The 14,658-nt window shown below is 46.1% G+C and carries 12 protein-coding genes and 1 pseudogene; 12 read left to right on the plus strand and 1 reads right to left on the minus strand.

The features are described 5' to 3' along the window. Positions 1–26 precede the first annotated feature (26 nt). The 7 genes and pseudogenes from QZ942_RS09080 to QZ942_RS09110 all read left to right on the plus strand — a co-directional run bounded on the left by QZ942_RS09080 (position 27) and on the right by QZ942_RS09110 (position 6,530). Complete coding sequence (locus tag QZ942_RS09080; RefSeq protein WP_292994842.1) at positions 27–2,120, plus strand: M3 family metallopeptidase; 2,094 nt, start codon at positions 27–29, stop codon at positions 2,118–2,120. 229 nt (positions 2,121–2,349) lie between these two features. Beyond that, positions 2,350–3,114, plus strand: coding sequence for a VacJ family lipoprotein (locus QZ942_RS09085; RefSeq protein ID WP_292994844.1), 765 nt, complete (start codon positions 2,350–2,352; stop codon positions 3,112–3,114). A gap of 181 nt (positions 3,115–3,295) precedes the next feature. After that, positions 3,296–3,461 (plus strand): annotated as a pseudogene (locus tag QZ942_RS09090) (rubredoxin). Next, a complete protein-coding gene (locus tag QZ942_RS09095; protein WP_292994846.1) occupies positions 3,461–4,612 on the plus strand; it encodes an FAD-dependent oxidoreductase in 1,152 nt (383 codons plus the stop codon). The pseudogene QZ942_RS09090 and the gene QZ942_RS09095 overlap by 1 nt, the downstream one beginning before the upstream one ends. 51 nt (positions 4,613–4,663) lie before the next feature. Continuing rightward, positions 4,664–5,275, plus strand: a complete 612-nt coding sequence (locus QZ942_RS09100) for a septation protein A (RefSeq protein WP_292994864.1) — start codon at positions 4,664–4,666, stop codon at positions 5,273–5,275. Then, positions 5,275–5,577 (plus strand): YciI family protein, encoded by a 303-nt coding sequence (locus QZ942_RS09105; protein ID WP_292994866.1) that lies wholly within the window; start codon positions 5,275–5,277, stop codon positions 5,575–5,577. Before QZ942_RS09100 ends, QZ942_RS09105 begins: the two co-directional genes overlap by 1 nt. 158 nt (positions 5,578–5,735) lie before the next feature. After that, positions 5,736–6,530 (plus strand): peptidylprolyl isomerase, encoded by a 795-nt coding sequence (locus QZ942_RS09110; protein ID WP_292994848.1) that lies wholly within the window; start codon positions 5,736–5,738, stop codon positions 6,528–6,530. A gap of 56 nt (positions 6,531–6,586) precedes the next feature. Here the strand turns inward: QZ942_RS09110 and alr are convergent, their stop codons facing one another. Next, the gene (gene alr / locus QZ942_RS09115; protein WP_292994850.1) at positions 6,587–7,663 is read right to left on the minus strand and encodes an alanine racemase; all 1,077 of its coding nucleotides are present in this window, start codon (positions 7,661–7,663) and stop codon (positions 6,587–6,589) included. A 251-nt stretch (positions 7,664–7,914) separates the two neighbouring features. Here alr and lplT point away from each other — a divergent pair, with 251 nt between their 5' ends. The 5 genes from lplT to QZ942_RS09135 all read left to right on the plus strand — a co-directional run bounded on the left by lplT (position 7,915) and on the right by QZ942_RS09135 (position 14,283). Continuing rightward, entirely contained in the window at positions 7,915–9,189 is a 1,275-nt protein-coding gene (gene lplT, locus QZ942_RS09120) for a lysophospholipid transporter LplT (protein WP_292994852.1), read from the plus strand. A gap of 170 nt (positions 9,190–9,359) precedes the next feature. Beyond that, complete coding sequence (locus QZ942_RS09125) at positions 9,360–13,571, plus strand: DEAD/DEAH box helicase (protein ID WP_292994854.1); 4,212 nt, start codon at positions 9,360–9,362, stop codon at positions 13,569–13,571. 37 nt (positions 13,572–13,608) lie between these two features. Continuing rightward, on the plus strand, positions 13,609–13,794 hold the full coding sequence (locus tag QZ942_RS09130; protein WP_292994856.1) for a hypothetical protein: 186 nt from the start codon (positions 13,609–13,611) through the stop codon (positions 13,792–13,794). Then, positions 13,748–13,858: a hypothetical protein gene (locus QZ942_RS14090; RefSeq protein WP_366836325.1), complete on the plus strand. Its 111-nt coding sequence runs from the start codon at positions 13,748–13,750 to the stop codon at positions 13,856–13,858. Before QZ942_RS09130 ends, QZ942_RS14090 begins: the two co-directional genes overlap by 47 nt. Further along, entirely contained in the window at positions 13,804–14,283 is a 480-nt protein-coding gene (locus tag QZ942_RS09135) for a hypothetical protein (RefSeq protein WP_292994858.1), read from the plus strand. Before QZ942_RS14090 ends, QZ942_RS09135 begins: the two co-directional genes overlap by 55 nt. Positions 14,284–14,658 lie beyond the last annotated feature (375 nt).

Consider the following 14,658-nt stretch of genomic DNA (forward strand, 5'->3'; position numbering starts at 1 on the left):
GTTTTTAACTGATTAATTGGAGCAACATGTCAAACCCATTACTTGATTTTTCTGGACTGCCGCGTTTTGCAGAAATAAAGGATGAGCATATTACGCCAGCCATCGATGTGTTGCTGAAAGAGAATCGTGTGGTAGTTGAAAAAGTGCGTGGAGATAATCAGCCACCTACTTGGCAAAATTTTGTACAACCCATGGTAGATGCGAATGAACGATTGTCACGTGCTTGGGGGCAGGTGTCGCATTTAAATGCGGTGATGAACAGTCCGCAGCTACGGGAAATCTATAATGAGAATCTTCCGTTGATTACTCAGTTTTATGCCGAATTATCTCAAGATTTGCTGTTATTTGAGAAATTTAAGCAGTTACGTGGAAGCGTGGAATTCGATCAACTGACTCCAACGCGAAAAAAAATTATAGAAAATGAATTGAGAGATTTTCGTTTAGGTGGTGCGGAATTGCCATCTGATAAAAAACAGCGATTCTTGCAAATCCAAGAAGAACTCTCGAGCTTATCTTCAAAATTCAATGATAATTTGTTGGATGCCACGAATGCTTATTCATTATTCATTGAGGATGCAGAAACCGTAGCGGGTATTCCAGCTGATGTCTTACAGACAGCCAAGGAATTGGCTGCAGCAGATTCCAAAGTCGGCTGGAAATTTACCCTGCATATGCCATCGTATCTTCCGGTGCTGCAATATGCCGACAATCGCGATTTCCGCGAAAAGATGTACCGTGCGTATGCCACGCGTGCCAGTGAGTTTGACGATCAGACTGGGACGAATAAGGATAATATGCCACTCATTAACAAGATATTGGCGCTGCGCCAAGAAGCGGCACAGATGCTGGGCTATCAGAATTATGCTGAAGTTTCATTGGCAACAAAAATGGCGACTTCCTCGCAGCAGGTTTTGGATTTTCTAAGAAAGTTAGCGGCTAAGGCAAAACCATACGCTGAGCGGGATCTACAAGCGCTCCGGCAATTTGCAGCTGAGAAACTCGATCAGGCAGAACTTGAAGCTTGGGATTTAGCTTATGTCAGTGAAAAATTGCGTGAAGAACGCTATGCTTTTTCTGATCAAGAAATCAAACAATATTTCCCAGAGGATAAAGTGCTGGCCGGGATGTTTAAGCTGGTGGAAAAGCTATATGGCATTCGTATCGTTTCCGCGGCGGCTTCATGCAATATTCAGTGCTGGGACCCAGATGTAAAGTTTTTTGATATACATGATGCCAATGGACAATTAATTGGCCAATTTTATTTGGATCTCTATGCGCGCCCTACTAAACGGGGTGGTGCTTGGATGGACGATGCCGTTACACGTCGGCGAATTGAAAATCAGCAAACAGGAAATCATGTCATACAGATACCTGTTGCATACCTCACTTGTAATTTCTCAGCACCTGTAACTATTAATCAACAGAACCGCCCAGCTTTATTTACGCATAATGAAGTGATTGTGTTATTTCATGAATTTGGTCATGGCTTGCATCATTTGCTGACACAAGTTGAAGACTTAGGTGTGTCAGGCATTAATGGTGTTGAGTGGGATGCAGTAGAGCTGCCCAGCCAGTTTATGGAGAATTTTTGCTGGGAATGGGATGTGCTGATTGGAATGACGCAACATATTGATACAGGCGAGTCGCTACCCAGAACCTTATTTGATAAAATGCTGAGAGCCAAGAATTTTCAGAGTGGGTTGCAGATGCTACGGCAGATTGAGTTCGCGCTTTTTGATATGCATGTGCATTTTGATTTTAAGCCAAATGGTGGCAAGACTGTGTTACAGTTACTGAATGATATTCGCAGAGATGTTGCTGTAATTATTCCACCCGACTTTAATCGTTTCCCAAATAGTTTTGCGCATATTTTTGCGGGAGGCTATGCGGCAGGCTATTACAGTTATAAGTGGGCAGAAGTATTGTCAGCAGATGCTTATAGTATGTTTGAAGAAACCGCTTTCGATGGTGTTGTCAATGCAGCGACCGGTTCGCATTTTCTTGAAGAAATTCTTGCAGTCGGAGGGAGTCGTTCGGCACTGGAGTCGTTTATCGCATTTCGGGGGCGTGAGCCAGAGTTAGATGCGTTGCTGCGCCATAATGGGATGGAAGCAATCTGAACGGAAAGAACTTCATGGCGATGTTGCTGGCTGAATAATCTTATAAAGTAGTAAGAGTATTTGTCGTATATTCAAGACTTGATATTTGATTTGTTAAAGGCTTTTTAATTTTTGCGTGTAGTATCATTTATAGCTGCTCTAAACAAATGACACTTTGTGATGGCGCGTATTGAACCATTTTTATAAATGTGGCAAGATCCATTGAATTTTTACTAGAATAAATAAGAACATGATTAATATTATCCGTTTCAAAGCTATTGCTTGTCTGGTATTAGGTTTATTATTAACCGGTTGTGCTTCAACGAAAACGAATAACCAGAGTGGCCCTTATGATCCTCTGGAACCCATGAATCGCGCCGTTTTTAATTTTAATGAAATGGTGTATGACAATGTTTTTGATCCGGTTGCCAGAGGTTATAAGAAGGTTACTCCCGATCCTATCGAATTGGTGGTTGGAAATTTTTTCTCTAATCTAAACGATGTGGTGGTGATAACTAACTCTGTTCTTCAATTGAATTACAAGAGCGCACTTGCCAGCAGTACACGATTATTGATTAATACCACTTTTGGTATATTTGGCTTGATCGATATTGCCAGTGATATCAGTGCAGCAAGCGATATTAATCTGAATAAGCGAAATGAAGATTTTGGTCAGACACTGGGACACTATGGTATCGGCAGTGGACCCTACATCGTATTGCCTTTGTTGGGACCAAGTTCCGCGCGTGATACGTTTGGACTCGCAGTTGATAGTTTCTTTATGGATCCGGTTACACAAGGGGTAACAGGGGTTTTTATGAAAGATGTTGATTATATTAATGCGGTGGCTCTACGTTTGCCGGTTGCTACTGTAAGGACGATCAATGCGCGGGCCCAGTTTCTTGATGACGATAAAACTCTTGAAGAGGCTGCATTGGATAAGTACGAATTCACGCGTGACGCCTATTTACAAAGACGTACTAGCTTAGTGAACAACAGTAGTGAGGCTAAATAAAAAATACGGAAGTTTATTTTGGTCTTCAACTATTGTTAACTTTTGAAGTAACTGACATAGCATTTCCTTATTGTAGGAATTGTTATTAGCCGATTAAATAAAGCACATTGATTGATGGAAAATTTTTCCTAAATCAGTGTGCATATTTTTTTATCAATTCAGATAAAGAAAGTGAGAATAGATGAAAAGATTCCAGTGTAATATATGCGGATTTGTCTAGGCTGGATTAACTGGTGATCCAGAGCACGGTATTAAAGCAAGGTACATGATGGGGAGATATTCTGGAAGATTGGATCTGTCCTGAGTGCGGAGTGAGTAAAACTGATTTTGAAATGGTGGAGATCTAATGGTAAATCCGGTGGTTATTGTAGGAAGTGGATTGGCCGGTTATGCGGTGGCGCGTGAGCTACGCAAACTGAATACCGAGATTCCTATTGTTATGGTATCTGCCGATCATGGCGGATTTTATTCCAAGCCCATGTTGTCAAATGCTTTATCATCCGGTAAGACCCCTGAATCTATTCTGAATAGCGATGCTGTTCAGATGGCATCACAACTAAAAATTACCATCCGCCCGCATTGCCGTGTGACTGCTATTGATCAACATGAGCGTGCAGTGATATTAGCTGGTGGTGAGAAGATATTCTATGATCAACTGGTTCTGGCATTAGGTGCTGATCAAGTGAGTTTGCCATTATCGGGATATGGTGTGGCAAAAATACTAACTGTCAACGATCTCGATGATTATAAAAAGTTTCGTGATGCACTGGCTGGGAAAAAAAGAGTCAGCATTATTGGTGCAGGTTTGATAGGTTGTGAATTTGCCAATGATCTGGCAGCTACTGGTTACCATGTTGATGTGATAGATATTAGCGCTCAGCCGCTGGGCCGTCTTTTGCCGTCTGCGGGCGGTGCTTTTATACAGCAGAGGCTGGAAGCATCGGGTGTGGTTTTTCATTTAAATACAACCACGCAGTCGGTTGATCAAGTGCAAGATTATTTATGCGTAACGTTTGCTAACGGTGCCTCGATCGAAACCGATATTGTGTTGTCAGCTGTAGGATTGCGTCCGCGTACTCAACTTGCTACCGCAGCGGGTATTCCGGTTAATCGGGGTATTCTGGTTAATCGCTTGCTACAAACTCAGTTTAATAATATTTATGCTTTGGGTGATTGTGCGGAAGTTGAAGGAAAAGTATTACCTTTTGTGATGCCGATTACGCACGCAGCTCGGGCTTTAGCGGCAACACTCTCAGGTAATCCAACCCCGGTTCTCTACCCGGCGATGCCAGTAATCGTAAAAACACCGGCATGTCCAACAGTGGTTTCGCTACCAGATTTTAGTATCAAGGGTGAGTGGCATGTTGATGCTGATATAGATGGTGTAAAAGCTCTTTATCAGGATGATGACGGCAACTTATTAGGCTATGCTTTATTGGGCGCAGCGACTAAGGAAAAAAATAACCTTATAGCCCAGTTACCTCCAGTATTAATGTAAAAAATCAATTTCTTAGTTGGCTATTAGTATAAATACTGAGCATTTGTAATGATGAAATTTTTATTTGATCTTTTCCCGGTTATTTTATTTTTCTTGGCTTTTAAGCTGTATGATATTTTTGTTGCAACCGCTGTTGCTATAGTAGCGGCTATTGTGCAGATTGGCTGGCTTTGGTTCCGCCGTCGTCAAGTGGATAAAATGATGTGGATAAATCTGGCTATTATCGTAGTTTTTGGTGGCGCTACATTAATATCCCAAGATGAAACATTTATTAAATGGAAACCGACAGTACTGTATTGGCTCATTGCAACTGTTTTGCTGTTATCGAATCTAATTTTCAGAAAAAACTTAATTCAGACAATGCTAGAAAAACAGATTGTTGTGCCATCGTTTGTTTGGAATAGACTCAATCTGAGTTGGAGCGGTTTCTTTCTAACAATGGGCTGTATCAATCTTTATGTCGCATTCAGTTATTCGGTAGATACATGGGTTACATTCAAATTATTTGGTGCTACAGGATTAATGCTTGCTTTTATAATAGTGCAAATGATGATGCTCGGGAAATATCTGAAGGATATGCCGCCAGCAGTAGTGGAAAATGTAACTGTCAATGAGCAAGATAACCTGGAAAAAATAGAAAATAAAGCGAGTAAAGAGAGATGATGCTGTACGTTATAAATGGTGAGGATATACCGAATAGCCTGGAAAAAAGAATGGCAGCCCGTCCAGAGCACTTAAAGAGAATTCAAGTATTACAAGAGGTGGGTCGTTTAATTCTAGCAGGTCCCTATCCGTCTATCGATAGCCAAGACCCGGGATCGGCAGGTTTCTCAGGCAGTCTGATTGTGGCAGAGTTTGAATCCCTGGAGGCAGCACAGGCTTGGGCGGATGCAGATCCTTATGTTAGCTCAGGCGTTTATCGGAAAGTGACCGTTAAACCTTTTAAAAAGGTATTGCCTGCATAGGACGATTGTAATTGTACTTCTCTCAATAGTTTCAAGTTGTTTCAATGTAAATGGTGGTATGTAAAGATTCACGTCTATTCAGTTAAGGCGTATACTTTCTTTCGGCAATATATTCTGGCGAATATAAATTTTATTCAAATCTCAAAAAAGGAAATTCCATGCGTTTGACGAAATTTTCACAAGTAATGGTAGTTAGTATTCTGAGCTTGGCTGCCCTATCAGCTCAAGCTCAGTCGACAGGCGTTGTGGCTAAAGTGAATGGTGTGGCGATCCCGCAATCGCGCCTGGAATTGATGGTGAAAGCGAATGTTGCGCAGGGCCAGCCAGATGGTCCGGAAATGAGAAAGGCTTTGCGTGAAAATCTAATTGCAGAAGAGATTCTCGCGCAAGAGGCGACCAAAAAGAAACTGGATAAGGATCCAGAAGTGATCGCGCAACTTGAATTATCTCGCCAAGCAGTCTTAGTCAGAGCATTCCAAGCGGACTACATAAAGAGTAATGCAGTTAATGATGATACTTTACGTAAAGAATATGAAGTTCTGAAAGTGCAGATGGGTGATAAAGAATATAAAGCGCGACATATTCTAGTGGAAAGCGAAAGTGTAGCCCGGGATATTATTGCTAGTCTCAAGAAAGGTGCTAATTTTGCTAAAATCGCTGAGGAAAAATCTATAGATGATGGTAGTAAGGAAAATGGCGGTGAACTTAACTGGAGCCCACCAGCAGCTTATGTTAGACCTTTTTCTGAAGCACTGGTGAAATTGTCGAAAGGTGGATTGACAGAACAACCTGTGCAGACTTCTTTCGGCTGGCATGTAATCCAATTAATGGATATACGGGCAATGGAAGTCCCCGCGTTTGAGGAAGTAAAACAGAATATACAGCAACGGGTATTACAACGTGAATTCGCGACGGTTGTGCAAGATTTACGCAGTAAAGCAAAAGTAGAATAAAACTACTCTATCATTTTGCGTTACTACTCGATTAGATCGGATTGTAGAGTTTTGTTTTATAATGAAACAATCCTTTCTACTCGTGGTGCTAATGCACACAGTAGCTCATAGCTGGTTGTTTCAGCGTTTTGAGCTACTTCATCAACAGATATTTCCTCGCCCCAGAGAATAACCGGGCTATTTAGCCCTGCATTTTCAATACCCGTCAAGTCTACGGCGAGCATGTCCATCGATACTCGACCCAATAATCGGCTACGTTGATTATTTACCAACACGGGTGTATTTGTCGGCGCGTGACGTGGATACCCATCTGCATAGCCGCATGCAACGATACCGATGCGCATCGGATAATCAGCCTGGAAAAGACCGTGATAACCGACTCTATCCCCGGTTTTTAATTCATGTACCGCAATAATTCTACTTGACAGTGTCATAGCTGGTTGCAGATTAAGCTCTAATGCCGTTTTGTCCGGAAATGGCGAAGCACCGTACAGCATGATACCGGGGCGCACCCAGTCGGAATGGATTTCAGGGTAGCGAATGATCGCTGCTGAGTTTGCGAGCGAACGCGGATAACTGCACCCTTTAGTAACTGTCTCGAAGCATTCCAACTGCTGCATCACATTTTCTTCCTCCGCAGGATCATCAGCGCAGGCAAAATGTGTCATCAATGTGATTCGATTCGCATGTTGATTCCCGGTCAGCTTCTTGATTGTCTGTGGAAATTGTTCAAGCGCTAATCCCAAACGATTCATGCCAGTATTGATTTTTATGAATAGATCCAGCTTGTGATGTTTGGAATCTGACAACATAGCAATTTGCTCAGTATGGTGAATAACGGCACTGAGTTGGTACTGTTCAAATAGTGCTAATTCTTCTGTAGAGAAGAAGCCCTCCAGAAGTAGGATAGGCTGTCGATAACCGGCGTCACGTAAACATATCGCGGCATCCAATTCCAGGAGTGCAAATCCATCAACATCTTTTAGAGCACTGGCAGTGTGGAGTAACCCATGACCATAGGCATTTGCCTTAAGAACTGCCATGATCCGCGCGTATGGAGCATGTTGTCGTACTATAGTCAGGTTATGTGCTAAAGCAGAAAGATCTATAAAAGCTTGGGTAGGGCGTGGCATTAATTTATGTTTAGAGTAAGCAGATACGAGTATGATTCGCAGATTTTTTATAATAATCTATATTCGGTGTGATGATCCAATTTTCATGTAGCGATAGTTTAATTATCTAGCCAACATGATATGCTAATCTCGCGTTCTCGATTGAGTTATTGATTAATGGAAATAACAATCAGTGATTTTTCCCATGAAGTTCAAAAAAGAATAACTTAGTAAATGGATGTATTAGAAATATAAACTTACAAGGAAATAGATTGGAACGCGGATTTTACACCATTATGGCAGCGCAATTTTTCTCTTCATTGGCAGATAATGCATTGCTGGTTGTAGCGATTGCATTATTGATTGACTTACATGCGCCCGCCTATTTAACGCCTATGCTGAAGTTTGTCTTTGTGTTGTTCTACGTCATTCTTGCTCCTTTTGTCGGTGCATTTGCAGATGCTATGCCAAAAGGACGCGTCATGTTTATTAGCAATACTATTAAAATCATAGGTTGCGGTTTATTATTTATCGCTGCGCACCAATATTTCGCTATGGCTGCCTATGCGGTTGTAGGTCTAGGCGCAGCAGCTTATTCACCTGCAAAATATGGCATATTGACGGAATTATTGCCGCCGGAAAAACTGGTGATCGCGAATGGATGGATTGAAGGATTGACGGTGGCATCCATCGTATTAGGTACAGTAATGGGCGGTATTCTGATTACGCCGGCTGTTGCAAATGTATTAATGGAATTCGATTTTCCTGTTATTGAAACAGGCATTGATAGTGCACTAGAAAGCAGTATTCTTTTGATAGCCATAATTTATGCCATTGCAGCGTTATTTAATCTGTACATTCCAAATACAGGCGTTGATCACCGTATTCCGAAAAAGAATCCATTTTATCTGATTCATGAGTTTGCTCATTGTATAAAACTGCTGTGGACGGACAAACTTGGGCAAATATCGCTTGCAGTGACAACGTTGTTCTGGGGAGCGGGTGCAACGCTACAGTTCATAGTATTGAAATGGGCGGAAGTGGCGCTGGACTACCCCCTCAACCAAGCCGCGCAACTTCAGGGTGTGGTTGCTGTGGGAATAGCTGTTGGCGCAATTATGGCGGCTCGATGGATTTCATTGAGGCATTCAGTAAAAGTGATTCCACTGGGTATTGCAATGGGTATTGTTGTGATGGCTATGATTCTAGTAAAAGATTTGTGGATCGCAATTGTATTGCTGATGTTGATTGGCGGATTAGCCGGATTCTTCGTTGTGCCAATGAATGCTTTATTACAACACCGCGGACATATCTTGATGGGGGCCGGACATTCCATCGCAGTACAGAATTTTAATGAGAATTTAAGTATTCTGACGATGTTGTCATTGTATGCCGTGCTGATATTGCTGGAAGTGCATATCTATACGGTTATCGTCGCTTTTGGATTATTTGTATCGGTTATGATGGCTTTGATCAGAAAATGGCATCTGCTCAATCAAAGTAAAGAAGATTCACTGCATTTGATCGGTGCAAGGAAGACACATTAATTATTGAATCAGCCATTAAATAGTGTGTTTCTCAAGCTTAGAAAGACCGGGATTAAGCATTCGTATTAAATCTTTTAATGGCTGGATCAACTTGCGATTCCCCATAGTCTTGCCACGGGGTTGTTTATTATGCCAAAACCATACTGTACATAGTTGTTAGAGATCAGTCCATGTCCGTTTCGATCAAGGAAAAACGCCGTCAACTGCTTGAACGTTATCAGCAATGTATTCCGGCGGAGCAGGCCGCAGTCAATTTATTGGCAGTAGCTTGGAGTGGACTCAGCAAATCGCAGATCACAACACCATTTCGCAAGATTCTGGGCGCTGATGAAGCAGCCAAAATCAATCTGGAGTTGCTGCAGCGCAGCGGCCTGATCGAAGTCAATAGATCATTGTGGAGTAGTCACGGTCTAAGGTGTAACAGGCTCATCGTCGAATCGGTGACGCGCGAACTTGTCGTGAACGGAACTTTCGAACGCTATGTTGAACTGGTGCGTCTCGCTGCGCCTTTGCAAGCAGGCTATCAGAAAACTGCCAAGGACGACTTTCAGTTTCGCAGCGATGACGAACTGATTCGGGAAGTGCGCATTGGTATTTACCGGGCGGACGAGCTCTACATTGAGCATTTATTCGCAATGCTGGAACGGCTGAAGTATTCCTACTGGAATGGCTTACCGCAACGCTGGCCCGAACCCGCGCCGATTTATGCGATGGTGTGCGACAATCCTTTTGAGCGTGAATGGTTCGTGCGCTTGCCTGCAAAAATTAGAGAACCGGCCCTGCCGTTAATCCTGTTGCAGCAGGTAGGGAGCTGGAGCTTAGATGCTGAGGCTTTCGATTTGCTACGCGAAGCGTGTGAGGGGTCAACTGCCCCCGAGGATTGGCAATTTTGCATGGCGCTGATCTCGATTTTAAGAGGTGAGATGCAAGCGGCACAGGCCGCACTGTCCCGTTGCCAGGCCGACTACCGGGAGCGTGCCTGCTGGGGATTACTTTTTCTGCTGAAAGGGGACCAGGACAATGCCCTGCAGTATTATCGGGAAGGATTGAGCTTATTACGCAAGGGGCAAGGCAGGCGTAAGGTTTTCTTTCCGGGTGTTGTGGGATTTTTCTTTGTGTTGGGCCTGCTTCAGCGCAACCAAACAGGCGATATGGAGGAGGCCCAGAAGCTTCTGGAGATGATTCCAGAAGATCATCCTTTTGGCTCCGTTTTCCATCTGTTGGGGTTCGTTCCAGCGCTGGAACGGAATCAATCCGGTGCTCTAGCACAATTGAATACGCTTCTGGCGCAGGTCTCTCGAACCGGCCTCATGAATCCTTGGAATTTCTGGATCGCCTTGTGGCTGCTCCATCAATATGAATCGGCTACACAATTAGTCCACTATCTGTCGCAGGCAAAAGCTTATCAGCAACAGGCTGCCGATTGCGGATATGGTTGGCTGGCGGCAGAGCTGGCGGCGCTAATCGCGCGGATCGCCCCGAAGCAGACTGACATGAGAAGAACGGCCGATGCTTTCGAGCGTGCCGAAGATACCAAGCTTCTGGTCAGGCGTAGCCAGTACCAGGAGCCTTGGGAGCGTGCTCTGAACGCCATCAAGAATACCGTGGTGCGCGGTGCGGCTGCAGGTAAGGACGAAACAGCCGAATATCGTCTGGCTTGGTTGCTGTCACGCGAACGCGCCTATCTGGGCTTTGCATTGGAGGCGCGAGAACAGAAACGCAATGCCAGTGGTGGCTGGAGTAAAGGTAAGCCACTTTCGATGAAGAAGATTTCCGAGATGGCGGAATCGGCGTCCTATTTTTCCGCGCAGGATCGCCGCGTAGCCGCGCATATCGCTCCAGACCGCTTCACTAACGGCTACTCCTTGTCCAGCCGCGGTTGGCTGGCACTGGCGGGTGCATCTACCGTGTCCTGGAAGGACAGCGGCGTCGCCGTGGAAATGGTCGCCGCTGAGCCGGAACTACGAGTCAATAAAAAGGGCAATGGCAAGCAGGTAAAAATAGAATTCTGGCCGCTGTGCGATGAAGAGGAAAGTATAGTGCTAGCCGAAGATGGGCTGACACGCATCAAGATCGTCGAACTTAAGCCGGAGCACCATCGCCTCGCGCAAATTATTGGCAAGGGAATCATGGTTCCGGTTTCTGCTCAGGAGCGCATTCTGGCCAGCCTAAGCTCGGTATCTGCCCTGGTGACTATTCATTCAGACATCGGCGGCGGGGAACTTGCCGCCGCCGAAATAGTTGAGGCGAATGCGCATCCCCATGTACAAATGATTCCCGAAGGCGAAGGACTGCGCACCGCCATCCTGACCCGTCCCTTTGGAGACCAGGGCTCTTATTATGCCCCTGGTTCCGGCGGCGCCAGCCTGATCGCGGAAATCGGCGGTAAACGCCTGCAAACCCAGCGTGATCTCATGCTTGAGCGGAAACTGGCAAACGAACTCATCGCCCTTTGCCCCAGTCTCGGCAGTCAAGCGCAAGAAGTGATAGCTTTTCAATGGTTGTTAGTTGATGCCGAAAATAGCCTTGAGTTTTTGCTGGAGCTGCAGGAAGCGGGTGACAAGGTCCAGATTGAATGGCCGCAAGGCGAGAAACTCAAGCTGTTGGGACAGGCCGGATTGAATCAGTTTAGCATCAAGATCAAGCAGCAGCGTGACTGGTTCAGCGTCAGCGGCGAGCTCAAACTGGACGATGGTCAGGTGTTGAACATGCAGCGCCTGCTGGAATTAACGGAAGGTACCCGAAGCAAATTCATCCGCCTCGATGAAGGCCGCTTCCTGGCCCTGACTGAAGCGTTCAAGAAGCGTCTGGATGATTTGCGTGCTTATTCAGAAAAACACGGTAAGGATCAGCGTCTCCATGCGTTGGCGTTGCCGGTCATGGATGACATTGCCGAAGAAGTGGGCGAGTTCCAAGGCGATTCCGCTTGGCGGGCGCAATTGGAGCGATTGCGCCGGGCAGAACAAGTCCAGCCGAAGCTCCCGTCTACTTTGCAGGCGGAATTGCGAGATTACCAGCGCGCCGGTTTCGAATGGCTGTTCAGGCTGTCCGCCTGGGGCGTGGGGGCTTGTCTTGCCGATGACATGGGTTTGGGGAAGACCCTGCAAGCCTTGGCCGTGATCCTGAGCCGGGCCGGTGAGGGACCAACCCTGGTGGTTGCGCCGACCTCGGTTTGCATGAACTGGCAGAGCGAGATCCAACGTTTCGCGCCGACTCTCAACGTTCATATCCTGGGCGGGGGTGATCGGCAAGCCCTGATCGAGGGTTTACGTCCGATGGATCTTTTAATTTGCAGTTATGCCTTATTGCAGCAGGAATCTGCCGGCAAGTTTCTGGCCGTACCGACCTGGCAAACTATTGTGCTGGACGAAGCCCAACTCATCAAGAACCCGGCGACCAAGCGTTCACAGCAGGCCATGGCCCTGCAAGGCCGGTTCAAGATCATCACCACCGGCACGCCGGTAGAAAACCATCTGGGCGAGCTTTGGAATCTATTCCGATTCATCAATCCCGGCCTGCTTGGTTCTCTGGAAAGCTTCAACCGCCGCTTTGCTGGGCCCATTGAGCGCAATCAGGACCGTGAGGCGCGCCAGCGGCTAAAACGTATGATCCAGCCTTTCATTCTGCGACGAATTAAGTCCCAAGTTCTGGACGAACTGCCGCCGCGCACCGACATCGAGCTGCAAGTGGAACTGAGCGAGCAGGAAGCCGTATTCTACGAGGCCTTGCGCCGCAAGTTGTTGAACGAGCTGAACGAGACTCAGGGACCTGAGGAAAATAAACGTTTCAAGGTATTGGCCGCGATCACTAAACTGCGCAGAGCCTGCTGCAATGTGCAACTGGTCGCGCCGGATCTGGGCCTTGCCAGCAGCAAGCTGGCGTTGTTCGGCGAAGTTTTGCATGAGCTTCTGGACAATCGTCACAAAACTTTGGTATTCAGCCAGTTCGTCGACCACCTCAGCCTTATTCGCAGTTATCTGGACGGAAAAGGTATCGCCTATCAATACTTGGATGGCCAAACTCCACCGGCGGAACGCAAGAAGCGGGTGGATGCATTTCAAGCCGGACAGGGTGATGTCTTTCTCATCAGCCTAAAAGCCGGCGGTGTTGGCCTGAACTTAACGGCAGCGGATTATGTCATTCACATGGACCCCTGGTGGAACCCGGCGGTCGAAGATCAAGCCTCCGACCGCGCCCACCGCATTGGCCAGCAACGCCCTGTCACCGTGTACCGGCTGGTAACGAAAAACACCATCGAGGAACAAATCGTCTCGCTGCACAGGCACAAGCGCGATTTGGCCGACAGCGTCCTGGAAGGCGGCGAAATCAGCGGCAAGATCAACGCCCAGGAATTGCTGAACTTGATTCAGAAAAGCAGCTGAGATTCCTGTTCTTCTCAGTTTTCTCAAGAAGTACTTCATGGCTCAAGGACGCTCTCACGAAGCTTTTCACTGGGTGGGGCAGTTTGAGAAATGCAACAACGCTACCTTGCGAGTTGTAATGGTCAAGTTTCAGTCTGCATGCCGGAATACGTTGCGCCATAAATCAACGGGGCAAGCTGGAACGTTTGTGCCGCTATATCACCCGCCCGGCGATTCTAGATGAACGCCTGGCATGCCCTACATCGTCCTATCGCCACTGGAATTCACGCAATGGCTTGCTGCTTTAGTTCCCCGGCCAAGGCTCAATCTTATTCGTTTTGCGAGTTTTCGCTTCGCAAAATACCTGCTAACCTCTTTTCATGGCGTGCTTGCGCCGAACGCCAAACTGCGCTCTGAGATTATTCCTGGTAGCAAGAAAAACAAAAGTCATGCATCAAATGCGAATGATGCTGTGCCACCTTCCCAGGCTACCATGCGTATCAGTTGGGCGCGTTTGCTCAAGCGGGTGTTCGAGATCGACATTGAGCACTGCCCGCATTGTGGCGGGAATATGAAAATCATCGCCGCCATCCTGGAGAGAACCGCAATCACTAAAATTCCAAACCATCTCGGCTTGACTGCCCGGGCGCCACCACGATCACCTGCGAAGGTCCAGGGTCTTTTCGATCCCAGCCGATTCCAGCCGTTCTTTCTCAGATCTCTTCTTGATTGAACTGACCATACTGCTTGGGCGCCTTTCACATGAAAGGGGAAAATGCTTCTAATTGCTAGGATTTTTATTGCACCTCTAAGCAAAATCAGATGCTTTTTTGATCGTTCAGCAGCATATTTGCCTAAACATCCGGTTTGCGTATAATGAACTTTAGCAAAAAAGAGTGTTTATTTTTCCTATACGCTCAAATTTTACATTTTCGAGGGTTGGGCAAAAGTGGCCAACGTGTACAAATCTGGCAATCCCTCTGTTAGCAACAAATAGAAATGTCCGGTTTAGTAGCAAATAGATTGTCCGCTTTTAATTAAAACGCAGTGAACCCGTATTGCGGTTCATTGCGAAGCTGAGGCGGCGGATTTACGCACCAACTTTTCA

The sequence above is a fragment of the Nitrosomonas sp. genome (assembly GCF_021731985.1).
In the GTDB taxonomy this organism is placed as follows: Bacteria; Pseudomonadota; Gammaproteobacteria; order Burkholderiales; family Nitrosomonadaceae; genus Nitrosomonas.